General features: G+C 36.6%; 21 protein-coding genes. 11 read left to right on the forward strand and 10 right to left on the reverse strand.

The genetic code is table 11. The features are described 5' to 3' along the window. Window positions 1-30 precede the first annotated feature (30 nt). On the reverse strand, window positions 31-2,784 hold the full coding sequence (locus BLQ00_RS03235; protein ID WP_093140444.1) for a carboxypeptidase-like regulatory domain-containing protein: 2,754 nt from the start codon (window positions 2,782-2,784) through the stop codon (window positions 31-33). Between the two features lie 132 nt (window positions 2,785-2,916). Between BLQ00_RS03235 and BLQ00_RS03240 the strand changes: the two genes are divergently transcribed. Then, the gene (locus BLQ00_RS03240) at window positions 2,917-3,975 is read left to right on the forward strand and encodes an endonuclease/exonuclease/phosphatase family protein (RefSeq protein ID WP_093140447.1); all 1,059 of its coding nucleotides are present in this window, start codon (window positions 2,917-2,919) and stop codon (window positions 3,973-3,975) included. Window positions 3,976-4,047: 72 nt separating this feature from the next. Here the strand turns inward: BLQ00_RS03240 and BLQ00_RS03245 are convergent, their stop codons facing one another. The 9 genes from BLQ00_RS03245 to uvrC all read right to left on the reverse strand — a co-directional run bounded on the left by BLQ00_RS03245 (window position 4,048) and on the right by uvrC (window position 16,908). Then, window positions 4,048-4,488 (reverse strand): hypothetical protein, encoded by a 441-nt coding sequence (locus tag BLQ00_RS03245; RefSeq protein WP_093140450.1) that lies wholly within the window; start codon window positions 4,486-4,488, stop codon window positions 4,048-4,050. A 100-nt stretch (window positions 4,489-4,588) separates the two neighbouring features. After that, window positions 4,589-7,177 carry a TonB-dependent receptor gene (locus tag BLQ00_RS03250; RefSeq protein ID WP_093140453.1) on the reverse strand — a complete coding sequence of 863 codons (2,589 nt, stop codon included), beginning with the start codon at window positions 7,175-7,177 and terminating at the stop codon, window positions 4,589-4,591. Window positions 7,178-7,349: 172 nt separating this feature from the next. Next, on the reverse strand, window positions 7,350-8,573 hold the full coding sequence (locus BLQ00_RS03255) for a M23 family metallopeptidase (RefSeq protein ID WP_308425250.1): 1,224 nt from the start codon (window positions 8,571-8,573) through the stop codon (window positions 7,350-7,352). Between the two features lie 21 nt (window positions 8,574-8,594). Next, window positions 8,595-9,533: a tryptophan 2,3-dioxygenase family protein gene (locus BLQ00_RS03260; protein ID WP_093140455.1), complete on the reverse strand. Its 939-nt coding sequence runs from the start codon at window positions 9,531-9,533 to the stop codon at window positions 8,595-8,597. 4 nt (window positions 9,534-9,537) lie between these two features. Next, window positions 9,538-10,308: a DUF3108 domain-containing protein gene (locus BLQ00_RS03265; protein ID WP_093140458.1), complete on the reverse strand. Its 771-nt coding sequence runs from the start codon at window positions 10,306-10,308 to the stop codon at window positions 9,538-9,540. Window positions 10,309-10,406: 98 nt separating this feature from the next. Beyond that, the gene (hppD, locus tag BLQ00_RS03270) at window positions 10,407-11,567 is read right to left on the reverse strand and encodes a 4-hydroxyphenylpyruvate dioxygenase (protein ID WP_093140461.1); all 1,161 of its coding nucleotides are present in this window, start codon (window positions 11,565-11,567) and stop codon (window positions 10,407-10,409) included. A gap of 92 nt (window positions 11,568-11,659) precedes the next feature. Next, window positions 11,660-12,817 (reverse strand): homogentisate 1,2-dioxygenase, encoded by a 1,158-nt coding sequence (locus BLQ00_RS03275; protein WP_093140463.1) that lies wholly within the window; start codon window positions 12,815-12,817, stop codon window positions 11,660-11,662. Between the two features lie 60 nt (window positions 12,818-12,877). Next, a complete protein-coding gene (locus tag BLQ00_RS03280; RefSeq protein ID WP_093140466.1) occupies window positions 12,878-15,115 on the reverse strand; it encodes a patatin-like phospholipase family protein in 2,238 nt (745 codons plus the stop codon). Then, window positions 15,112-16,908 (reverse strand): excinuclease ABC subunit UvrC, encoded by a 1,797-nt coding sequence (gene uvrC / locus BLQ00_RS03285; RefSeq protein ID WP_093140469.1) that lies wholly within the window; start codon window positions 16,906-16,908, stop codon window positions 15,112-15,114. Before uvrC ends, BLQ00_RS03280 begins: the two co-directional genes overlap by 4 nt. 180 nt (window positions 16,909-17,088) lie before the next feature. Here uvrC and BLQ00_RS03290 point away from each other — a divergent pair, with 180 nt between their 5' ends. The 10 genes from BLQ00_RS03290 to BLQ00_RS03335 all read left to right on the forward strand — a co-directional run bounded on the left by BLQ00_RS03290 (window position 17,089) and on the right by BLQ00_RS03335 (window position 25,566). Further along, complete coding sequence (locus BLQ00_RS03290) at window positions 17,089-17,463, forward strand: hypothetical protein (protein WP_139149352.1); 375 nt, start codon at window positions 17,089-17,091, stop codon at window positions 17,461-17,463. Window positions 17,464-17,533: 70 nt separating this feature from the next. Next, the gene (locus BLQ00_RS03295; RefSeq protein WP_093140475.1) at window positions 17,534-19,756 is read left to right on the forward strand and encodes a TonB-dependent receptor; all 2,223 of its coding nucleotides are present in this window, start codon (window positions 17,534-17,536) and stop codon (window positions 19,754-19,756) included. Between the two features lie 58 nt (window positions 19,757-19,814). After that, window positions 19,815-20,687 (forward strand): ATP-grasp domain-containing protein, encoded by an 873-nt coding sequence (locus BLQ00_RS03300; protein WP_093140478.1) that lies wholly within the window; start codon window positions 19,815-19,817, stop codon window positions 20,685-20,687. A gap of 78 nt (window positions 20,688-20,765) precedes the next feature. Then, window positions 20,766-21,215: an ATP-dependent zinc protease family protein gene (locus tag BLQ00_RS03305; protein WP_093140480.1), complete on the forward strand. Its 450-nt coding sequence runs from the start codon at window positions 20,766-20,768 to the stop codon at window positions 21,213-21,215. Then, on the forward strand, window positions 21,205-22,080 hold the full coding sequence (gene rimK / locus BLQ00_RS03310) for a 30S ribosomal protein S6--L-glutamate ligase (protein ID WP_093140483.1): 876 nt from the start codon (window positions 21,205-21,207) through the stop codon (window positions 22,078-22,080). The genes BLQ00_RS03305 and rimK overlap by 11 nt, the downstream gene beginning before the upstream one ends. Further along, window positions 22,080-23,075: a succinylglutamate desuccinylase/aspartoacylase family protein gene (locus BLQ00_RS03315; protein ID WP_093140485.1), complete on the forward strand. Its 996-nt coding sequence runs from the start codon at window positions 22,080-22,082 to the stop codon at window positions 23,073-23,075. The genes rimK and BLQ00_RS03315 overlap by 1 nt, the downstream gene beginning before the upstream one ends. Next, window positions 23,068-23,634: a 5-formyltetrahydrofolate cyclo-ligase gene (locus BLQ00_RS03320; protein WP_093140488.1), complete on the forward strand. Its 567-nt coding sequence runs from the start codon at window positions 23,068-23,070 to the stop codon at window positions 23,632-23,634. The genes BLQ00_RS03315 and BLQ00_RS03320 overlap by 8 nt, the downstream gene beginning before the upstream one ends. 51 nt (window positions 23,635-23,685) lie before the next feature. Next, window positions 23,686-23,961, forward strand: coding sequence for a CD225/dispanin family protein (locus tag BLQ00_RS03325; protein WP_093140490.1), 276 nt, complete (start codon window positions 23,686-23,688; stop codon window positions 23,959-23,961). A gap of 31 nt (window positions 23,962-23,992) precedes the next feature. Continuing rightward, window positions 23,993-24,364 (forward strand): DUF2752 domain-containing protein, encoded by a 372-nt coding sequence (locus tag BLQ00_RS17905; RefSeq protein WP_262891361.1) that lies wholly within the window; start codon window positions 23,993-23,995, stop codon window positions 24,362-24,364. Window positions 24,365-24,486: 122 nt separating this feature from the next. Beyond that, entirely contained in the window at window positions 24,487-25,566 is a 1,080-nt protein-coding gene (locus BLQ00_RS03335; RefSeq protein WP_093140496.1) for a PAS domain-containing sensor histidine kinase, read from the forward strand. Window positions 25,567-25,569 lie beyond the last annotated feature (3 nt).

A 25,569-nucleotide genomic window follows, 5' to 3' on the forward strand; every position in this document is an offset into this window, starting at 1 on the left:
CTAATAAAATTTATTTCTTTTTCTTATCTATTAAAATCTAACATATACGTTTACGTAGTACGTAGTACCATATCCGTAAAAATATTTTGGTCCGAAAACTCTAGTATCATTTGCTGTATCTTCAGAAAGTGTTCTGTAGTTTGCATTTCTACCTTGCTCAAAACCACCTGTTTTGTATTCTTGGTTAAATATATTGTTTATGGTTGCAAAAAATCCAACGTAGTAGTCGTTTACTTTCCAAGATTTACCCCCCACAACGTTTACCAACATATAGTCGTCAAACTTTTCTTGTTTTAGTAACTCTCTTGCAATTTCTGGGTCGTAATCGTTGAATGGAAGACCATCTGTATCTAAATAGAAGTTTTTAGTTCTATTTAAAGGCGACACATCTACATAGGCATTTGAAAAGAAGTTAGAAGTTGCTCCTACCCACCAGAAATCTGGATCTCTATATTCGAAACCAATTTGATACGCTTGTTGTGGACCCCCAGAAACTCTGTAGTTTTCTAAAGTTGCTTCACCGTAATCGATTAGTTCGTCTGTAAAATCTTCAGACGTTAAGTATAAGTTTGGATTGTTTTGGTAAGTGTTTTCACCATACGCAGCAGCAGCTTTCAATTTAATTGTTGGTGTTACTTGCGCTTCAATTCCTAATTCCGCTCCTATATTTTGTTTGTCGACACCCGTTAATACTTCTTGTACAAAAGCAGTTGTATTGTCTCCTTGACCAGAGATTCCGTCAGCATAGTAGAAAGAAATTTCGGAAGCATCTTGAATGCTTGTATAGTATCCTGTTAATCGTGCTTGAACGATTGGAGAACGGAAGATATAACTTGCATCAAAATTGGTGTTTTTCTCTTCAGTTAACCCCACAACTGTATTGTTATTTTGTCTAGAGTTAGAGAAAGTGTTACGAATGGTTGGCGCATCTGTAAAGTAAGCCGTATTCATTGTAAGTAAGTGTCTTCCTGTAAGCTTGTAAGTTAATCCACCTTTAAGACCGAAAGTTGTAAAGTTTAATTTTTCACTTTCCCCTTCAGAATTGTCTTCAAAACTTCCGTTTTTAAACAATCCATTTCTTTGGTAGCTTGTTTGTCCAGCTTCAGCAGCAACATAAAAATCTACCATGTTGTATTTAAATTGCCCTTGTGCAAAACCTCCTACTTCAGTACCATCAATTTCGTAATTGTATTTAATAATATCATCTTCACCAACCACACGATCAGGATTGTTTAAATCAGGTTGTGCTTCAGATCCAGTATTAAAAGTATCAATATCTAAATACCCATTACCTCCTAATAAATCGATCATATTGGCGAAGTTATGAGAGTTTAAGCTTTTATAATTTAACGAAGCGTTTAAGGTAACATTCTCGTTAAGCTCAGATAAATAAATGGTGTTCACTGTAAACTGCTTATCATCTACTCTATCTTCATATAAATAGTATCTAGAAGTCCCTCCGTACAAAATATTTGTTTCGTATAAGTTGTTCCAATCTATTTGACCGTCGTTTGTAACGTTGCTATAGGCATTATAAGCACCGCTTAAATCGGCTCCATTCGGATTTGCTAAAAAGTAACTTGGTAAGTATTGGTAATAGGTTGGATCTGGATTTGGAACGTTGTCGTATCCTAAACGGCTGTTTCCTATTTTACCGAATTGATACGCTACGTTTGTATTTAAAGAGCTGTTTTCTGAAAGATCCCAATAGTGATTTAACATGATTACTGGCTCTTCAACTTCTTTGATTCTAGAGTTTCTTTTTTCTCCATCTTGTTCACCCCAATACGAGTTATAATTTACCCCTTTCAAGTCGGTAACCTCTTGTGTGTTTGGGGATGACTTCCCTCTTCTGTTTGGAGTATAAAAAGCTGTAAAGTTAAGGCTGTGCGCGTCGTTGATCTTTTTTTCAACAGAACCAAAAAATGAATTTGCATCGTATAAACTTCCTTCTCTAATACCTTCGTCACCAAAACGTCTAGAAATTAAAACCGAATATGCCCAACCGTTTTCCATTAATCCGCTATTGTACGATCCCATGACACGTCCACGGTAGCTTCTATTTGAAGTTGCATACGAGATTCTTCCTCCTTGTCTGTATTGAGAAGCTCTCATAATCATATTGGTTGTACCTGCTAAGTCACCAAATGTATAGTCGTTAGCAGACAATCCCATTGAGAAAACCTGATTGCGTTGTACATCATTAAGACCTCCCCAGTTTCCCCATTGTGGTCTTCCGTCGTACAATTTATTCATTTTTACACCATTGATAAGCACTGCTCCATTTTCTGAATCGTATCCTCTTGGTCTAAAAAAGGTTGCGCTAAAATCATATGAGGCAGCTCTAAGAAATACATCTTTTGAAGCTGAAAGTAATCCAGAAACATTAAATGAGGTTCCTTCATCTTCGTCTAATTCATTATCTGAAAGACTAATAATTCCAATTTGAGCTTCTAGGGCTGACAAATCTAGTTCTAATAAAATAGGGTCTAAATTAATCGTTGTTCCGTTTTGGATAGTAACAGGAATACGTTGTGTGATGTACCCTGATTTTGAAACCAATAACACCTGTTCTCCTTGTGGTAAATTAGCGCCAATAATGTTGAATAAACCTTCAGCGTTAGTGGCTGTATTAAAAATACTAGTTTGAATGCTTACATCCACATCTGGTATTACTTCACTGGAGTTTGTGTCCACTATCCTTCCTTTAACAATTGCATCTTGCGCAAAAAGCGAAACGCCTCCTAACAATGCTATGAAAAAAGTAAAAATGAATTTTCTCATTCTGTAATAAATTGTTTATTAGATTAAATAATTGTTATAAATGGGATGCAAAACTACATTTTTTAAATGAATTACCTACTTTTGGCGCAACAATTGTAAGGTTGTTTACGTAAACTTAATATACCAAAAGTAATGAAGATAAATTATTGTTTCTTAACCCTTTTCACCCTTTCTTTTTTCATTTCTAGTGCCCAAAACAAGAAGAATTACAAGGTAAATACCATTGCCTTTTACAACGTTGAGAACCTCTTCGATTTTGAGGACGACCCAATTACTTTTGATGACGATAGAACGCCAACAGGAAAAGATCATTGGACAGAAGAAATTTACAACGCAAAGCTAAAAAACATGGCAAAGGTGATTGCTGAAATTGGAAGTGACGTTACAGGAACTTCACCTGCAATTATAGGTGTTTGTGAAACGGAGAACAGAAGAGTTCTTGAAGACTTAGTAAATCAAGAGCCTTTATTACAAAAAGATTACGGAATCATTCAATTTGACTCTCCTGACAGACGTGGTATTGATGTTGCTCTTTTATATCAGAAAAAATTATTTACCCCTACAAATTATAAAGCGCATGAGCTTTTAATTTACGACAATAATGATGCAACAAAACGTATTTACACAAGAGATCAATTGTTGGTAAGTGGTATGTTAGACGGTGAAAAAATTCACGTTATTGTAAATCACTGGCCTTCTAGAAGTGGTGGAGAAGCTCGCAGTCGTCCTAAGCGTATTAAAGCAGCCAAACTAAACAAAAGGATTATTGACTCGTTGTTCACGGAAGATCCGTACGCCAAAATCATTACCATGGGCGATTTAAACGATGATCCCACAAGTCCAAGTGTAAAGGAAGTATTAAAAACCAAAACAGATCGTGATAAGTTAAAGCCTAAAGAACTATACAACCCTATGGAAGAAATGTTCAAAAAAGGGTTGGGTACACTTGCATGGCGCGATAGCTGGAATATATTTGACCAAACGATTGTTTCTACCGAGCTAATGAAAAAAGACTATTCATCATATCGTTTTTATAAAGCGGGTATTTACAATAAGTCTTACTTAGCAAACTCTAAAGGGCAATACAAAGGCTATCCTTACAGAAGCTTCGGAAACGGAGCATTTACAGGAGGATATAGTGATCACTTTCCTGTATTCGTATATCTTATAAAAGAAGTTCCTTCAAAATAAACATACATTTAAATTTAATAAAAAAAGGCACGCTGTTTAGCGTGCCTTTTTTGTTTTCCGAAGTACGAAAAATTAGAACCATTGGTTCCACGGAATTCTACTCAACAATAAAACTAAAGCTACGGTATAAAAGATAGCTAAGGTTTTAAACTTTGTTGCAGAAACCAATTTACTCTTATGTTTTGAATACCCCATTGTTATAAAAACCACTACTAAGATCATTACAAAGGGATGCTCTACTGCATTCAATCGTAATACGGAATCTTTCATCACAACTCCCATTCCGTTGTTTGTAATTGATTGTAACCCTAAAGGTGATACAAAAAATAAAACAAGACCAATTAACAATTGAATGTGCGTTACGATTAATCCAAATAATGAAATTCTAAAATCTTTAGGACCGTATTCTCTTTTCGAAAAATTCCCCATTAATGCATTAATGGTTGCTAATACTATGATTAGTACTACTAAATAAGCCCAATAGGAATGAATAAATTGTATTGTTGTGTACATACTCTCTTTTTTAAGTTGACTTTTTCAAAGGTACATTAATTGCATAAAAAAACCGCCTGTTAAAAACAGGCGGTTTAAAATAAAGTATGTTAGCTATACCTTAGAAGTTGTACTTTACACTTGCGTTATAAGTTCTTCCATTTTCAGTATAGTAACCAAAAGCATCTGTATTTTGTAATCCAATATAGTCAAATGCATTGTATAAGTTTCCTCTAAAAGTTAAGTCGTTTCCACCACCTAAGTTAAACTCATAAGACAAACCAAAGTCAGTAATTGAGTAAGGACTCAATTGACGTGGTTGGTAGTCAGATGCTGGAGTAGAAGGATCTGTAAACTCGTAGTGACCTGCACGGTAGTTAATGTTACCATCTACACTTAAAGCGCTTGTAATTCTTGCTTTAGCTCTAAGACCTGTAGTAAATTGTGGTGCAGAAGAAACTTTTACACCATTTCTATCAACACCTTCTTCTGATGAAATTAATTGATTGGTATCAACATTGTAAATATCTACACTAGACTCTCCTTTATATACCCAGCTACCACCAGAAATATATGAAGTAAGCGTTAACCAATCTGTAGCTCTGTATGCAATATCAAATTCTGCACCAGAGTGATATTGACGAATTCCTCTTTGTAGGATAGACATATCAAAATCATCAGTATCATCATCAGGAGTACCGTTGTCATTTGTATCTAAATTCGTGATTGTTCTGTTTGTCCAATCTGTAACGTATGCGTTAAAGTTAGCAGAAAAACGATTTATTTTGTAGTGGTATCCTGCTTCAAAAGAACGAATAATTTCATTATCAACTTCTGGGCTAATTAAATCAGCATTAGAACCGTTGAAAGCAAAAATGTTATCTAAGTAAGGTTGTCTTGAGTAGTATCCTCCGTTTAAGAAAATGGTACTTGACTCTTCAATTGTGTAAGAGATACCTCCTTTAAGGTTGTAACCACTTCTTGATACTTTTTCTGAAGTTTTGTTTTCAAATCTGTCTTCTCTTTGGTACGATTGACTAGACACAGAACCTTGGAAAAATGTTGAGAAATTATCACTAGCGTACTCTAATTGTCCAAATCCACCAACATAGTTAATGTCTTCTGAATAGTCATAATTAATACGATCACCTTCATCAGCATAACTAGTAAGTGCTGCCCAAGGAGTAGCATCAAAAGTAGCAGTAACGATAGCATCGTCTGGTCTGTCGTTAGACCATCCTGATAAACCGTAAAGATCTGTAACTTGTCTAAAATGATCTCCAGTATACATTCTACCATCTACACCCACATTAAACTTTAAGTTTTCAGTAATGTCATGGTTAAAGTTAGATACAACACCATACCATTGGTGATTGTTTACAGAAGATCTTCTAATATACCCAGCCCCATTGTCTGCACCGTAGTCTCCACCAAGACCTACAATTGCATTATTAGCAGCAATTGCATCGTAATCAATTTGACCACCTAAAGGACCATCTCCGTCAGGATCTTCCGTTCTTTTTCTTCCGTTTCCTCTATCTCCAGTTCCACCACCGCGGCCCCAAGATGCATATAATACAGTAGAAAGTTCAGATTTTTCACTCATTGTCCAGTCCCAGTTAAGGTTCATAACTGGCTTATGGTAGTAGTTTTGTCTTTCAGACTCGATACCATCTTCAGTATACCCCCAGTGTTGGTTATACTTAGGATCTGCTTCAATAATCTCTTTAGATTGAGACCATTTTTGACCGTGTAATTGTGGTGCACCAGTTAACAAGAAGTTAAATGAGTGCTTTTCGTTTGGCTCATAACCTACAGCAAAGAAATAGTTTTGTCCTTGTCCGTAAGTACCTTTCGCCCATTTTCTATGTGCTTGCCAGTAATCTACAAGTGCAGAAAATGCCCATCCTTTTTCATTTTTACCAGTGTTATAAGCAATAGTTCCTTTTGCGTAACTATCGTTCGCTCCTAAGAAACGTGCAAAACCACCTTCTTTTCTATCAGCAGCTTTCATTACAATGTTAGTTGTTCCACCAACAGATGAAATCGCTAATTTAGAAGCTCCTAAACCTCTTTGCACTTGAATTGCATTTGCAATATCTGCGATACCTGCCCAGTTAGACCAATATACTTTACCATCTTCCATTCCATTAATTGGCTGACCGTTTAATAAAACAGCAATGTTCGTTTGGTCAAATCCTCTTAAATAGAATTGTGAATCTCCAAATCCAGATTGTCCAGAAATGTGAACAGAAGGAGTGTTTTTTAACGCTTCTGTAATTTCAACGTTACCAACAACTCTATCTTGGATTTCAGCAGCTGAAATTGTAGATACTGCTACTGGTGTTCTTCTTCCTTCTGCAAGGTCAATTACACCTGTTCCAACAATAATAACTTCTCCTAAAGAATCTGCATCAGGAACAACAGAAATTGATCCTAAGTTTGCTTTTCCTCCAGATAATGTATAAGATACCTTTTTGTTTGTGTATCCTAAATAAGAAACTGTTACTGTTCCAGAATTAGAAGTAACATTTAATGTAAAATTACCATCCAAATCGGAAATTGCTCCGTTTGTGGTTCCCGTTTCAATCACATTAGCTCCAGACAATGGACCTCCCATATCGGAATCCATAATTACACCGGTAACTATACCTTGTGAAAAGGCAGTAAATCCGCCTAATAATAAAACTAATAGTAGTAGTTTTCTCATGAGTTGTTTATTTTGTTTTGTAAAATTTCAGCAAATGTACATTGAAGTGTTCAAAAAACAGCGCTCCAATGTTAACAAAATGCTAATTTTTTTGTTTACACAAAATTAACAGGAAAAAACACCTTTAACATTTTACGAATAGATAGTTATCAACAAATTGATTAACAGGGGGTTAATAAGAAATGCAGTCTAGCTGCTCTTTTAAAGGAGCTATAAATTCAAAATAATCCTCTTGATATTCTTTCGCAAGTGGTTTTGATAATGGTAAATCTTCCTTAAAAGGATCTACTTGTTTTCCATTTTTCCAAAAGCGGTAGCAAACATGAGGTCCTCCGGTATTACCAGTCATTCCTACCCAACCAATAACATCTCCTTGTTTTACATACTGTCCCACAGAAACATTTCTACTCTTCATATGTAAGTATTGTGTATCATAGGTTCCGTTATGTCTAATTTTCACATAATTACCATTGCCACCTTTTCTTTCCGACTTTGAAACAACTCCATCGGCCGTGGCTAAAATTGGAGTTCCAATCGGTGCTGCAAAATCGGTTCCTTTGTGAGGACGAAGTTTATAACCGTAGTATTTAATACGACGATTTAAATTGTAACGAGACGAAATACGACTAAACTTTACAGGAGCCTTCAAAAAAGCTCTTCTTAAATTATCTGCATGCTCATCATAGTAATCTGCAAACGCATTAAGTGTATCGATTTTATAGTTAAAGGAGTACAATGCTTTTCCTCTATGCTGAAAGTATGCCGCCTTTATTTCATCTAATCCAGCAGGGATGGTATCATTTATATACCTTTCAGTATACACCACCTTAAAGCGATCGCCTTCCTGAAGGTGAAAAAAGTTAACTGTCCAAGCATATATTTTTGCCAACTCGTCGGTCATATTTGCGCTCAGATTTTTTTCATCCATCGTTTGAGACAATGAACTTGTAATAATTCCTGAAGCTTCTTTCAGTTTGTATGAAATTGGTTTCTGACTTGTATAGCAGTTGAGTGTGTCTCGTAAATCGACAACGGCGTAATCTACTTTGTTCTTTTCGTAAATAAAAACTTGAGTTGTATTTACCGAATCTTTAGAATTTAGCAATACATACGGTTTCCCTACTACAATTTTTCGAACATCAAAACTGTCTCTAAATTTACTAGCAACTTCTAAAATTTTTTGATTTGGCACTCCATAGGAGTCTAAAATATCACCAAAAGTATCACCCGATCGAATCGTATCTCTAACGACATTAAAATCGTTTAATGCGTATCCGTATTCTTTAACAATAATGGGTTCTATTTCAATACTTTCAGTTGTGGTGTCGTCTTTAATATCATCCGTACAAGCAATAAAAGTGCATAATAGGGGGAGGAGAAATTTTACTATTTTCAATTTACTTTTTCTTTTTTTACGTTATACATCTTTTCCCCAGTCTTTCAACTCTTGTGCTGTCCAAACTTCTGGGAAGAAAATTCGGCGTTGGTATTTTGGAAGCATATATTTAGTCCAGTCACTTCCGCCTGTTGCTTCTACTTCTTTATGGTCTTTACCACCGCCTATATAATATTTAGCAGCATTGTAATGAGCCATAACCCAAGTAACATTTACAGTATAATCGTAATGACGCATCGCTTCTCTTAAGGTAGGGTCTTCTTTTACCTCGGTTGGAAGTTCTTTAAATTTTGCGTACAAATTTATGGTATTATATTCTTGTGTAAAGGCAATAAATTCATTTTTATATTGCTCTTCAAATGCTTTTAACAAATACGATTTTTTCCCTGTTTTGTAATCCTTTCCTGCAGCTTGCCAATACAAGTGTTCCAAGGCATGTTCGTAAGGCGTATTTCTATCAATAGAATCTCTAAAACGAGCGTCTATCAAGTTTATCAAATCTGTGGAAGCAAACTCTATTTTTCGGTACTGCGCACTCTGAAATCCACTAGCAGGAGTCAAAGTTGTTCTAAACTTCATGTATTGATCTACACTCATTCCTTCTCTCATAATGTTGAAAGAGGACGTAAGCATATCAAAATAGCGACTTATACGCATTAATTTTTCTGAAAAGAATGCTGCTGAAAGTGCTTCTTTATGTGCCACTTGCTGAATTTCCCAAAGAATCATTTTAAACAACAATTCATTAATTTGATGGTACATGATAAAAACCATCTCATCAGGCAATGTAGTTCGTTGTATTTGAAGGCTTAGTAATGCATCTGTTTGAATATAATCCCAATAGGTAATGGGCTCACTGTGCAATAGTCCTTCTAAATGGGTGTTTAAATCTTGATCTAAACCACTAAACTTTTTTTCTAGTTGTTCTAAAAGTTTCTTTGTTTCAGGCTTTATTTCCATACGGCTAGTCTACTAATATTTTGAAGGAATGTTGCAGTCCTTTATACTCTGTTAATGTTGCTTTTAAAGATCCAACAGCCAAGTCAGCTTTAATTAAAACGGGCATCTTATTTTTATCATCTGTTACCCAAATGGTTAAACTCTCGTTTTCTTTAAAAACCCTTCCTGCTTGCACATAAGGACGAAAGATTAAACAGGGAACTTTGCCAAAGTTAGTTTTTAAGGTTTCCCTACCCAAGAATTTAAGTCTAAATTTATAATTCTCTCTGTCAAAAAACATATCCATATCTATGAATTCGTCTTTCACGATATTATCTGTATCTAACTTATTCCGAAGGTAATAAAAAGCAGACACCATATCTTGCGCATCTTTTGGAAAAGAAAGCTCTTCTTTGGTATTGTGTTTTTTATTAAAGATCGTCGCTTTGTGATTGCTATGGTTAAAATCTATCTGAATGTCTTTGGTATAGCCTCCTTCATCAATTTTACGAATAAAACGATACGGAATGTTCTTTTCCTTATCTACATACGATTGATAATAATCCTCTACTTTAAAAAACCAACTTGACATTCCAACGGTTTTTCCCTCGCCTTTAATATGGTAAACCTCTTTCCCGTTAAGATTGGCATTGTTAACTTCTAACGTAGCATATCCTGCCGTTAACAATCCATAATGAATTCTAAACTTAAACCACTCACCATCTCCATAAGCTTTATGCTGCGCAGATAGTGTTGTAACACTTAAGAAGACTAAAAATAAAAGTACCTTTTTCATTGATTCGGGTTTAGCGTGTACGCTAGTATTACAAGTTCTATTCCAAAAACAAAACTCCATCAATAAGACGATGGAGTTTTAGAATTGTTACGCTTGTATTACAGTGTGCCACGAGCCGCTTGCTCACGCTCTATAGACTCGAATAAAGCCTTAAAGTTTCCTGCCCCAAAGCCTTTTGCTCCCATACGTTGTATGATTTCAAAAAACAAGGTAGGTCTATCTTCTAATGGTTTTGTAAAAATTTGTAATAAATACCCTTCTTCATCAGCATCTACTAAAATAGAAAGCTTCTGAAGTTCTTTAATATCTTCTTTCATCACATCCATGTGTACGCCTAAACGTCTTGGAATGTCATCGTAGTACTCTTGTGGTGGTGGTGGTAAAAACTCAACACCTCGTGCTTTTAGCTGAGCTACTGTACTTATTACGTCATCGGTTGCTAAGGCTAAATGCTGCACTCCTGCACCTTCATAAAAGTCTAAATACTCTTCTATTTGAGATCTTTTAATCCCTTTAGCAGGTTCGTTTATTGGAAATTTAATACGTCCATTTCCATTACTCATCACCTTACTCATTAAGGCTGAATATTCAGTATGGATTTGTTTGTCATCAAACGACAAGAAGTTTACAAATCCCATGACATCTTCATACCATTTTACCCAGGTATTCATTTGTCCCCAACCTACATTTCCAACCATGTGGTCTATGTATTTAAGTCCGGTAGGTTCTGGATTGTAATCTGATTCCCATTTTCTGAAACCTGGCAAGAAATCTCCTTTATAATTTTTACGCTCTACAAACATATGTACCGTTTCTCCGTAGGTATAAATTCCTGCGCGAACTACTTCTCCATGCTCGTCCGACTCTACTGTTGGCTCCATGTACGATTTTGCGCCACGTTTGGTAGTTTCCTCGTATGCACTTCTCGCATCTTCTACCCAAAGCGCTACAATTTTAACACCGTCACCATGTTTCACAATGTGGTCGTTAATAGGCGATTTACTGTTTAAAGGCGTTGTAAGTACAATTCTAATCTTATCTTGTTTTAAAACGTAACTTACTTGATCTCTAGATCCTGTTTCTAATCCTTTGTAGGCATGTGATTGGAATCCGAAGGCTGTTTTATAGAAATGTGCCGATTGCTTGGCGTTTCCTACATAAAACTCAACATAATCGGTTCCTAATAAAGGAAGGAAGTCTTCTGCTCCTTCGAATATTTTTTCTAACCCGTAGTTTACTGATTTTACTTCTTTGCTCATTCTTTTTAGTTTAGCCCTGATTGAAACGGCATCCTTTTTTGTTTTTCACAAAAAAGATACAGAGAAAAGCAGGAAATTGCTCCAAATTATTTTTACTCTAGCCAAGATTGGAAATAGGTGTCATCGGCAATTTTTAAAGCTTCTTCAGTTACTTGAAGCGGCTTAAACGTGTCGACCATCACGGCTAGTTCGTCTGTTTTTGTTTTTCCAATACTTCGTTCAGTCGCTCCTGGGTGGGGTCCGTGTGGAATACCCGCTGGATGCAATGAAATATGACCTGCATCTATATCGTTACGGCTCATAAAATCGCCATCTACATAATACAACACCTCATCACTGTCTATATTGCTGTGGTTGTAGGGAGCCGGAATGCTATCTGGATGGTAATCGTACAATCGCGGTACAAAACTACATATCACAAACGCATCGGTTTCGAAGGTTTGGTGTACTGGTGGCGGTTGGTGTATGCGCCCTGTAATCGGTTCGAAATCGTGAATAGAAAACGCATATGGAAAGTTATATCCATCGTATCCCACCACGTCAAACGGATGACTGGCATAAACCATGTCGAAAATATCGCCTTGTTTTTTTACTTTAATTAAAAAATCACCTTTTTCGTCGTAGGTCTCTAATTCTTGTGGTTTGCGAATATCGCGCTCACAAAACGGAGAGTGCTCTAACAATTGTCCGAACCAATTTCGGTATCGTTTTGGTGTGTAAATGGGACGGTACGATTCTACAATAAAAAGACGGTTGTCTTCGGTGTCAAAATCTAATTTATAGATAATTCCACGAGGAACTAATAAATAGTCTCCGTATTTAAAATCGAGGTTTCCCATGTGCGTACGAAGCTTCCCTGTTCCTTTATGGATAAAGATTAGTTCGTCTGCATCAGTGTTTTTATAGAAATAATCTTCTTGTGAATGTCTAGGCGCCGCCAAAATAATATTACAATCGCTGTTGGTAAGCATTACCTTTCGGCTTTCTAAATAATCGTTTTCTGGGGGTACTTGAAACCCTCTAAAACGATACGACTGCATGTTGTTTGCTTTCGCAACTTTTGGCGCTACGTTGTATTGCCTTTTTATCTCCTTTACCTGAGTTGGACGTTGTTCGTGGTACAAATTACTGTACATTCCATCAAATCCTATGGTTCCAAACAGTTGCTCGGAATATAGACTCCCATCGGGTTTACGGAATTGTGTGTGTCTTTTGGGCGGTATTTTTCCTAATTGATGATAAAACGGCATGATTTACATATTTATATTACAAATATCGGAAAAATTTACAGCTTATTTGAATAGATTTTATTAAAACCGAAAGCCTCCAGAAACATACCATTCACCTTTATCTCTTTCGGGAGAATAGGAGTATTTAATCTCAATGGGACCAAAGAAAGTTTCCAATCCATACCCAAAAGCATACCCGCTATAATCCACACCATCAATCCAGTTTCCACTAGTAAATAAATCATCTCCTACTTTGGCAATATTAACCGCAACGTTGATATGATTCTTTCTCACAATTTCATAATCTAACGTCAAACTTGATTTTAAATAGGTGTTTCCTCGCAAGCTTAAGGCTTCATACCCATACATCGGAATGATATTATTAATTTCTTTAAAGCCGAAGCCTCCTAAAGTAAAATCGAACGACTGAGTTTCGTCTCCTCCTCCAATTTTAAATCCGCCCTCGCTTGTTATTACTGCGGAAAAATCTGTGAAAAAAGATTTTGCGTATCCAATTTTTCCTTTTGCTATTGAAAACTGTGTAAAATCATCGTTTCGTCCGGAAGCGAACATATACAGATGAAAATCGCCATTAAAGAAAACTCCTTTTTTCGGAAAAAAACTATTGTCGTACGTATCGTATTTTAAGAAGCCGTACGTACTGTAGTAATTGGTGCTTTCAAAAACAGTTCGCGGCTTGTTATTTTCATCAATACCAAGCGTTTCAGACAAGTAATTTAAAAATTTGTGTTCAATCCCACCTCCCAGTAAAAAGCTTCTTCTAAAAAGTGTTTCAACATATAACTGATTGGTAAAATCTCCATACTCTAAATTAATTCGATTGATTTGATTGCTTCCTTCCGAAGTTAATTCAGGAAGCACAAAATCGATGGCAACGTCTTTTTCAAAATAGTTATAGCTTGAGTTTAGGCCTATACTCCAGTAAAATCCTTTGTCGATATAGTAGTTAAAATTATACCGTAAATTATCGCCCAACATCAAATCAAACGAAGCAATGTCGTTATTGGTAAGCAACCTCTTTTTGGTTAAATTGACCAGTGCTGTAGACTTGAACAAATTGTCGTAATGCGCCCCAAGTCTTAATAACATTGACGAGTTATTCTCTCGAAGCGTAAATTGAATCGAATATTTATCGTCTTCCAAAGGAACCAAACGGTAGTCGATATCTTGAAAATTTCCTGTTGCTGAAAGGTTATTAACTCCGTCACTAAAATCCTGATAGGTAACAACAGAAGGAGTTTTAAGCTTCAGTTTCCCTAAAACATAGGCGCGTGAGTATTTTTCATTTCCCGTAATTCCTACGTCATCAATATAAAATGAATTACGCTTGCGAAATGTAACTTCTTCTTTTGGTGGATGCAGCTGAAGCTTCGCGATTGAATCTAGTTTGTCTTTATACACAATAGAAGCCTCTACTCCCGATTCAATTATTTTTCGCCCATCACTAAAAGAAACCACTGAAAAATCATCAATGTTGGGGTGAATATAAATGTCTGTCTTTCCTTTCTTTTCAACCATATCCCCCACGGTACGATAGTTATTAATCTGCACCAATACATCGAACGCCGATTGAAGGGCCGTTCTATCTTTTAATCCATCCTGAACATCTACTCCAATAATTATGTCCATGCCTTTGGCGCGAACCTCATCGATGGGATAATTATTTACCACGCCGCCATCTACCAACAGCATACCGTCAATTACCACAGGACTAAACAAAGAGGGTAATGCCCCACTTGCTGTAATGGCTCGCGGCAAATACCCTTTGTTGAGCATCACCATTTTTCCTGTTTCAACATTTGTTGCCACACAAAAGAACGGTATGGGAAGTTTTTCAAAATCATTTACTGTGCTAACATGTGCCATCAATTTCGACATCATATTATACACATTCTGTCCTTTCGACAATCCTGATGGAAATCCTACTTGAAAATCATCAAACGGAAGTGTTAAGGTGTATTTTTCAGACTCATCTTTTTCGTAAAAAGTTTTAGCACTTCGCGGAATATCATCCTGAATCAGAGTGTTGAAATCAACTACATTAAAAATAGAATCCAATTGCTTTGCCGAATATCCTGAAGCATACAATCCCCCAACAATAGCTCCCATACTGGTTCCACCAACATAATCTACCCGAATTCCAGCCTCTTCAATCGCTTTTAAAACTCCAATGTGCGCCAATCCTTTTGCCCCTCCACCACTTAATACAACGCCCACTTTTAGGTCCTTCACCTCCTTTTCTTGAGAATAGAGAAGTCCCGAAACGAAACATACAATTACAATTAGGGCTTTTTTCATTTGGTTTGCTGAAAATGGGTTACAATTTTTTTTGCTCTGCTAGTGCCGACTACTTTTTCTAAATCGTCGAAAGTAGCTTCAGCAACGCGTTTGGTACTTTTAAAATGGGTCAATAATTCTACAATGGTTTTTTCGCCAATTCCAGAAATGGACTCCAACTCTGTATCTAACGCTTGTTTGCTTCTTTTGTTACGGTGAAATGTAATTCCGAAGCGATGCGCCTCATTTCGCAATTGCTGAATAATTTTTAAGGTTTCAGACTTCTTGTCTAAATACAACGGAATAGGATCGTCGGGATAAAACAATTCTTCCAATCGTTTTGCGATTCCGATAATGGCAATCTTTCCGCGTAACCCTAAAGCATCCAAACTTTTTAAAGACGATGAAAGTTGTCCTTTTCCACCATCTATAATGATAAGCTGTGGCAAAGGCTGCTCCTCTTCCAACAATCTTTTATACCGTCTATATACCACTTCTTCCATAGAAGCAAAATCGTCGGGACCTTCAACCGTTTTGATATTAAATTTACGATAATCTTTCTTACTTGGTTTTCCGTTTTTAAATACCACACAAGCAGCAACAGGATTGGTTCCTTGAATGTTACTATTATCAAAACATTCAATATGTCGTGGCTCTTCAGAAAGACGTAAATCCTTCTTCATTTGTGCCATGATTCTTTTTTCGTGACGGTCTGGATCTACAATTCTAGCTTGTTTAAAACGTTCCATTCTGAAATACTTGGCGTTCCGAAGCGACAATTCTAAAATATGTCGTTTATCGCCCGCTTTCGGAACATGTACCTTTACCCCTTCTTCTACAGTAATCGGAAATGGCACGTATACCTCTTTGCACTGTGACTCAAACCGTTGTCGCAATTCAATCACTGCCAACTGCAATAATTGCTTGTCACTTTCGTCTAGTTTCTTTTTAATTTCAAGCGTGTGCGAACGGATAATAGAACCAAAAGATATCTGAAGGTAATTTACATACCCATAACTTTCGTCCGAGAGCACCGTAAACACATCTACATTGTTAATCTTCGGATTCACCACCGTGGATTTCGCTTGGTAGTTTTCTAAAATGTCAATTTTTTCCTTGATGCGTTGCGCCTCCTCAAACTCAAGATTAGCCGCCAAGGTTGTCATTTGTTTTTTAAATGTATGCAAGGACTCTTTAAAGTTTCCCTTTACAATATTCCGGATCGCTTCAATATTATCGTTGTATTGCGCTTCCGAATAATAGGCTTCACAAGGTCCCAAACAATTTTTAAGATGGTATTCTAAACAGACTTTGTATTTTCCTGCTTGTATTTTTTCTTCGGAAAGATCATAGTTACACGTTCGTAAAGGGTACAAGCCTTTAATTAAATCGAGCAAGGTATGCACTGTTCGCATGCTGGTGTACGGTCCAAAATATTCAGAACCGTCTTTAATCATACGTCGGGTAGAAAAAACCCTCGGAAAGCGCTCGTTTTTTATGCAAATCCAAGGATACGTTTTATCATCCTTTAGCATTACATTGTAACGAGGCTGGTATTTTTTTATTAAGTTATTTTCGAGTAGTAGCGCATCGGTTTCAGTAGCAACCACAATATGTTTTACGGTAGCTATTTTTTTTACCAACAATCGGGTGCGCCCATTATCGTGCTCCTTGTTAAAATAAGAAGCCACGCGTTTGCGCAAATTAATGGCTTTCCCAATGTATAGCAGTTTGTCCTCTTTATCGTAATACTGATACACCCCTGGAGAATCCGGAAGTGTAGAAATTTGTAGTTTTACAGAAGCGTCTGCCATCCCCCAAAGATAACAGATGTTTTATTTTTTTTGTAAGCTTTCCCTGTGCAAATAGTGTTAAATCTGGGTTAAACATATTTTTAAAAAAACTAGAAATCCTTCTTTTACGTATTTATAAGTAGATACATTTAACCAATGCCAAAAAACTCACATATTCTAACCCTCAAAAAGCATTTTATTTTGCTTTTAGCAGTTTTGTATGTGGTGGCACCCTTAAAAAATGTATTTCTAGGTGGCTTACACGAAATTGAACACGCTTTTACACAAACGAGTGCTGCACATTCACATCAATTGGCACACGATCATGATGAGGAGCACGAACACGAACACAGAATTGTTTCTTTTTTCGCTACGCTTTTTTCTTCGGAAAGTAACGCGTCAGATTCAGATAAGGTAATTCTAAACGTTGAGTTCGATAAACACATTGTTCAGCAAACTAAATCGCTTCAACTCCCTCTGAAGCCTTTCAGAATTGATACTTATTTTTACGTTCCTGAAGTCTATACGGCTTCTTTCAGAAACACAACACCTCCTCCCGAACCTCACTTTTCATAATCAAATTCAACACGTTTCAGCAGTAAAAAACCGCCTGAAACAAACTGTCTATTTAATAAAATCAAAATTTATGAAAAGTAAACTTACCATAGGTTTACTACTTATCTGTATGTATGCGCAAGCGCAATTACTTACCGGTAAAGTAGTAGATCAAGATGCCAATGCCCTAGAAGATGTGGCATTATTTAACAAAACCAAAAACACACATTCGCACACCAATGGATATGGCGAATTCACCTTCGACAACGCCGCTGTAGGCGACCAAATTTACAGTTCGCATTTAGGCTATCAGAGCTATGCCTTCACGGTAAAGGAAGAAGATTTCGCTTCACCAATGGCGATTACCCTCTATGCGACTGCAATCTCATTAGAACAGGTTTCCATTACTCCAAACATCAATACCTTAAATCAGATTGCTAAAATTGATTTGGAGAGCAGCCCTGTAAAATCGTCTCAAGAAATACTTCGGAAAGTACCGGGGCTTGTTATTGGGCAACACGCAGGTGGCGGAAAAGCCGAACAGATTTTTTTACGCGGTTTCGATATTGATCACGGAACCGATATCAATTTATCTGTGGACGGAATTCCCGTAAATATGGTGTCGCATGCGCACGGACAAGGATACAGCGATTTGCACTTTATCATTCCAGAAACGATCGATAAAATTGACTTCGGAAAAGGACCCTACTACGCAGAACGCGGCGATTTTGGAACAGCAGGGTATGTTGCCTTTGCCACCAAAGAGAAATTAAAGAAGAACTCCGTTTCGGTTGAATATGGTGATTTTGATTCATTTCGCACGGTTGGATTGTTCAATTTATTAGACACCAAAACAAGTAATGCCTATGTGGCGAGTTCGTTAAATACGTTTAATGGTCCGTTCGATTCTCCTCAAAATTTTAATCGCTTCAATGTGATGGGGAAATACAATGTAACCTTGGCAGACCAACAAAAGCTAACACTAACTGCGTCTCACCTTCAGAGTAAATGGGATGCTTCAGGACAGATTCCGCAGCGTTCTATCGATGACGGAACCATTGACCGTTTTGGCGCTATCGACGATACCGAAGGTGGTAACACGAGTAGAACCAACATCATTGTAAATCACAGCAAAAAACTTTCCGAAGCAAAAAAAATAAAGACCAATGCGTTTTATTCACACTATGACTTCGAATTGTTTTCAAACTTCACCTTCTTTTTGGAAGATCCTGTAAATGGCGATCAAATTACGCAACGGGAAGACCGAAACATTTTTGGTTTTGATACGGCACTTTCAGAAAAAATAAAAGGAGATGCCTTCGATTTTGAATATACAGCTGGTGTCGGATTTCGATACGACGATGTGAACGAAGTAGAACTGTCGCACACCAAAAATAGACGGGAACTATTAGACCGCTTGTCGTACGGAAATGTAGATCAGGTAAATGCTTTTGGATACCTAAATACCGAATTCGATTTTGGTGATTTTAAAATAAATCCCGCCTTGCGATTGGATTATTTTAAGTTCGATTATGAAGATTTACTTTCAGAAACGTACGATAACAAAAGTGAAACCAAAGTTTTTGCGAGTCCGAAGCTTAATTTTCTATACAGTCCGAACCAAGACCTTCAATTATTTTTCAAAACAGGAATTGGGTTTCACTCCAACGACACACGTGTAGTGGTAGCCAATAATGGAGAATCTATTTTACCTGCTGCCTACGGAAGTGATCTAGGTGCCATCTACAAATTGACCGACAAACTGATTGTAAATACTGCTTTTTGGGCCTTATTTTTAGAACAAGAGTTTGTGTACGTGAGCGATGCGGCTATCGTAGAGCCTAGTGGAAAAACACGTCGTTTGGGAGTGGATTTCGGACTGCGCTATGAAGCCTTAGACTGGTTGTATTTGTATGGAGATGTAAATTACACTTACGCCAGAAGTACCGAAGAACCAAGCGGACAAGATTATATTCCGTTGGCGCCAGACTTAACGACAACGGGAGGACTTTCCATTGAAAATGTAGGTGCTTTTTCTGGCGGACTCAACTACCGATTTGTAAAAGACAGAGCCGCAAATGAAGATAATAGTATTGTAGCCGAAGGGTATTTTGTAACCGATGCCAACATAAATTACACCTATAAAAATGTAGTTTTTGGTGTGATTGTAGAAAATGTATTCAATACAGAATGGAATGAAACTCAATTTGCAACCGAAAGTCGTTTGTTTAACGAGGCCGAATCGGTTGAAGAAATTCATTTTACGCCGGGAACGCCCTTTTTTATTAGGGGAAAGGTAACGTATAATTTTTAATGCGATACAATTTGGTAGTATGTATTTTTAATTAAATTGCACTGCCTAATATGTACAAATGAATATCGCCATTTTATCGCGAGGAGAATTCCTCTATTCTACCCAAAGTCTGATTACTGCTGGTGAAGCAAGAAATCATGAAATGGAGGTATTAGATCCGACCCTATTTACTTCGGGAATAGAAAACGGAACTCCTGTTTTGTATTACGGAAGCGAATTAGTGGACGATTTAAACGCAATAATTCCTAGAATTGGAGCCACAAACACGTTTTTTGGCTCCGCTCTAGTGCGTCAATTTGAGGCTATGGGCGTTTTTTCTATTGTTGCTTCGGAAAGTATTTTGCAATCGAGAAACAAGTGGACTAGTTTTCAAATTTTAGCGTCGGCAAACATACCGATGCCCAAAACATTTTTAGGAAGCGCATTTCAAGCGGAAGAAACCTTACAGAGGTTTGGAAACAACCCGGTAATCATAAAAGTGCTAGAAGGAACCCATGGTGCAGGCGTTATTTTAGCCGAAACCTATCAATCTGCATTATCTACCATTGAAACGTTAAGTGCTTCAGAAGTACGCTTTGTGATTCAGGAATACATTGCCGAATCTAAAGGATGCGATGTGCGCGCCATTGTAGTAGACGGTGTTGTGGTAGCAGCCATGAAAAGACAAAGTAAAAAAGGAGATTTCCGATCTAATTTACACCGAGGAGGCTCTTCAGAATTAATACAACTCACCCCCGAAGAAAATAAAATTGCCTTAAAAACCGCTAAAACTTTAAGAATGGGCGTTTGCGGCATTGATATTTTACAATCGAAGCAAGGTCCCATGGTGTTAGAAGTAAATTCGACACCAGGTTTGGAAGGCATAGAAACCACCACAGGCGTGGATATTTCAAAACATATTATACGTTATATTGAACGAAATAAGCAGTAATATTTCTGACGAATTTCTTCAAAAAACCCGTGCTTTAATAAATAACATTCCCTAACACATTTTGTATATTGTTCCCCTATGAAGAATCAGGTACATTCAAAAAAAATAATAGGCCGCGTTGACAAAGCAGATTTTCCACAACTTAGTTTAAGTAATATAGATGTGAAAATTGACACAGGAGCCTTCACTAGTAGTATTCATTGTAAAAATCTGGTGGTAAAAGACAACTACTTAAAATGTGTGTTTTTAGACCCAGAACATCCGGCATATCACGAAAAAGAATTCGTTTTTGATCAATACGACGTAAAAGTAGTAAAAAGCAGTAACGGACAAACAGAAGCTCGTTACCGTATTTTAACGGAAATAGTTTTATTTGGAGAAACTATTCCTATATTTTTAACCTTGAGTGATCGAGAAGAAATGCGTTATCCTGTTTTATTAGGGAGAAATTTTTTAACTAAGAAATTTATCGTAGATATTAACAACACAGACCTTTCATACAAACAAAAAGTAAAAGATGAACATTAAAATATTATCTGCAAACCCTAATTTATATTCTACACAGCGCCTTGTTGAAGCTGCAAAAAAAAGGAACCACACCATTGAAATTATAAATCACACCAAATGTGATATTGTAATTGAAAAGAAAAACCCTGTTATTTTCTACAAAGGAAAAAAACTGGATCATACAGATGCTATTATTCCACGAATAGGCGCTTCTGTTACTTTTTATGGGACTGCAGTTGTTCGACAATTTGAAATGATGCGTGTTTTTACCACCACCGAATCGCAAGCATTGGTTCGATCTCGCGACAAATTGCGTAGCCTTCAAGTACTTTCGAGAGCTGGACTAGGACTGCCTAAAACTATTTTTACCAACTATTCTAGAAACGTAAAGGAAATCGTAGAACAAGCAGGGGGCGCTCCTGTTATTATTAAGCTATTAGAAGGAACACAAGGAATTGGAGTTATTCTTGCTGAAACTAAAAAAGCGGCAGAATCGGTAATTGAAGCTTTTAACAATCTACAGGCTCGTGTTATTGTTCAAGAATATATTAAAGAAGCAGGTGGTGCAGACATTCGCGCTTTTATTGTAGACGGTCAAGTAGTAGGTGCTATGAAACGCCAAGGGAAAGAAGGGGAGTTTAGAAGTAATTTACATCGTGGTGGAACTGCCTCTGTGATAAAATTAACCGACGAAGAAGAAACAGCCGCTTTAAAAGCTGCTCGTGCTATGGGTCTTGGTATTGCAGGTGTTGATATGCTACAATCTGCGCGTGGTCCTTTAATTTTAGAAGTAAACTCTTCGCCTGGACTAGAAGGAATTGAAGCCGCTACAGGAAAAGACATTGCAAATACAATCATAAAATACATCGAAAGAAACGTAGATTAATGAAGTACCCAGGAGACGATTTTATTATTTTAGGGCAACGCATTCGTTTAGGAGAAAGCAAAACGATAGACTTTAGCATTGCCAAATTATACACTTCTACAAACATTGAAATTCCAATTATTATAGAGCGTTCTACTGTCCCAGGACCTACTATTTTATTAACTGGAGGAATTCATGGCGATGAAATTAATGGCGTTGAAATTGTACGTCAGATTATTGCTAAAAAAATAAACAAACCGAAAAGAGGAACGATTATTTGTGTCCCTATTTTAAATATTTTTGGGTTTTTAAACTCTGATAGAGCTTTTCCAGATGGGCGCGATTTAAACAGAGTCTTTCCTGGATCTAAAACAGGATCGCTCGCCAGTCGGGTAGCCTATCACTTTACGAAAGAAATTGTTCCACTTGCCGATTTTTGTATGGACTTTCATACGGGTGGCGCAAGCCGATTTAATGCGCCACAAGTGCGTATTAAACCAGACGACAAGCAATTGTTGCATTATGCACACGTTTTTAATGCGCCTTTTACCGTTTTCTCTCCTAATATTGACAAATCGTACCGAACTACCTGCGACAAGATGAACATTCCGATTATCTTGTTTGAAGGTGGAAAATCACGAGATGGGAATAAATATATTGTCAAACATGGCGTCGATGGGGTCACCCGAATTTTAAAAGAATTTGAAATGCTATCCGATAAGCATACTGCAAAAGAAATCACCTCCGAAACCATTCTCATTGAAAAAAGCAAATGGATTAGAGCACAGCGAAGCGGATTATTACACGTAAAAATTGATTGTAATAAACACGTTGAAAAAGATGAGTTTTTAGCCACCATTACCGATCCTTTTGGCGCTATGCGATTTATTGTACGCGCTCCAAATGAAGGGTATATCATTAATGTAAACCATTCGCCAATCGTACATCAAGGAGATGCTATTTTTCATATTTCTACTATAGATTCTAACATGACTACTGCTGAAAAAAGTGAATAAAACTAAATCGGAACTTCGCAACGAGTACAAAGTAAAAAGACAACAACTCACACCAGAAATGGTAGAAGAGTTAAGCCTTCAAATAGCCAATCAAACCTTAAAGCTAGACATTTGGGATAAAACGTATTACCATGTTTTCTTGCCTATTGCTGAAAAAAAAGAAGTAAACACGGAATACATACTTCATATTTTACAAGGAAAAGACAAAAGTGTTGTGTTGCCGAAAGCTTATTTTGAAACAGGAGAAATGAAACACATATTACTTCAAGAAAACACCGTTTTAAAAATCTCACCGTATGGAATTTCCGAACCCGTTTCAGGAATAGAAGTGCCCGTTTCACAATTGGAGGTTGTTTTTGTTCCTCTTTTAGCGTACGATTTAAAAGGAAATCGTATTGGATACGGAAAAGGATTTTACGATCGGTTTTTAAGTCATTGCCATCCAAACACCCTATTTATTGGATTATCTTTTTTTGAACCCGAAATTAACGTTGTCTATGAAAACATAGATATTCCCCTCCATTTTTGTGTAACTCCTCGAAAAATTCACTCTTTTTGAAAAAAACACAGTATATTTAATTTATTATTAACCGAATAACCATTCAAATCAATGGAAACATCAAACAATCAAGCAGGTACACCTCCTGACAATAATTTAGTATGGGCAATCGTATGTACCGTATTATGTTGCCTTCCTTTAGGGATTGTAGCAATTATCAAATCGACTAAAGTAAAAGAGCTATGGGCTCAAGGAGATCATGTAGGAGCTCAAAAAGCTGCCGATGACGCTAAAAAGTTTTCCTTATGGGGCGCTGGTTTAGGTCTTGTATTTTTTGTTCTTTACATTATTTTAATGGCTGTTGGATTTGCTGGAGGTAACTTCTAAGAAAATTATAACTCTTACCCTCATCGCAGCAGTGCTTGGGGGTATTTTTTTTGTTTTCCACTCGTACAACCCTTCTCACCACTCGTTTTTTCTACCATGTCCCTTCAAATACACTACGGGATATCACTGTCCGGGTTGTGGGTCGCAACGCGCTATACATCAGTTAGCGCAAGGAGACGTCACAACTGCATTTGGTTTAAATCCGCTGATGGTTCTTTCACTACCATTGATAATTTACGCTTTTGGACTTAAACTTTACAACTATCTTTTCTCAACACAGCTCCGTGTTCATTTATTTTATAATCCTTTTTTTATTTACGGATATTTTGGAATTGTAGCCATTTATTGGATTGCAAGAAACATTCCGATGTACCCTTTTACAGTACTCGCACCTACAGGTTAACGATAAATTTTACACTTTTATCTTGTTTCTAATAAAATTAACTATATTTAACTCCTTAGTTATTCGAAGTTTATCTTTTCCCCCGTAAAAAACTAATCCTAATTTTATAAAAACAACTAATTGTGAATAGCAACTTTAATAATTTTTACTATAAAGAAGTTGCCAAATTAACGGGTGCTGGTAGCTGGAGTGTTAACTTCAAAGACAAAACAAGTATGCTTGATCCCTTAGCGCGTCGCATATTAAACACTCCAGAAGATTTTAAACCCACTCCTAAAAATGCAATGGGTTTTTATGCCTTAGACGAAATAGTTAGAGCTCAGAATTTTTTTAATGATTGTATGAAAGGAATTCCTTTTAATACTACCATCAAAATGCTTACTTACGACAAAAAAGAATTTTGGGTGAAAGCGGCTGGACAACCCTTGTTTGATGAGCAAAATAATATTGTTGGGGTACGAGGAGTTTTTCAAGACGTGAATGTTGAAAAAATGAAAGAATTAAGTCTTGAGAAATCATTAGAAATTATAGCTTCTCAAAACGCTAGACTTTTCAACTTTGCGCACATAGTTTCGCATAATTTACGCTCTCACTCCAGCAACTTACAATTAACCGTTGAGTTATTTAATTCGCTGCACAATTCAGAAGAAGAAGAGAAAGAATTAAAAGATAATTTGGTTTCCATTTCTGAAAGCTTAAACAAAACGATATCGCATTTAAATGAAATTGTTTCAACACAATCTCAGGCCGATGATGATAAAAGTGATGTTGTTTTTGAAGATGTTTTAAAAACCGTAAAAAAATCAATACAATGCACCCTTAATAAAAGCAAAGCGACTATAATTTCCGACTTTTCAGGAGTACCAATGATTCCTTATATTCCAGCTTATATGCAAAGCATTCTTTTAAATTTCATTTCTAATTCAATAAAATACAAGCATCCAGATCGTGATCCAATTATAGAAATTAAAACTTTTTCAGAAGAAAATAAAAACTACCTCACTGTAAAAGACAACGGAATCGGTATAAATCTTCAGAAGTATAAAAATAAACTATTCAATATGTACCAAACATTTCACAGAAACGAAGACGCTGTCGGAATCGGTTTGTATATCACAAAAAATCAAGTAGAAGCCTTACAAGGCACAATCACTGTTGAAAGTGTAGTAGATCAAGGTTCCATTTTTAAGGTTAAATTTTAATAT

Origin of the sequence: Ulvibacter litoralis, assembly GCF_900102055.1 — a bacterium.
In the GTDB taxonomy this organism is placed as follows: Bacteria; Bacteroidota; Bacteroidia; order Flavobacteriales; family Flavobacteriaceae; genus Ulvibacter; species Ulvibacter litoralis.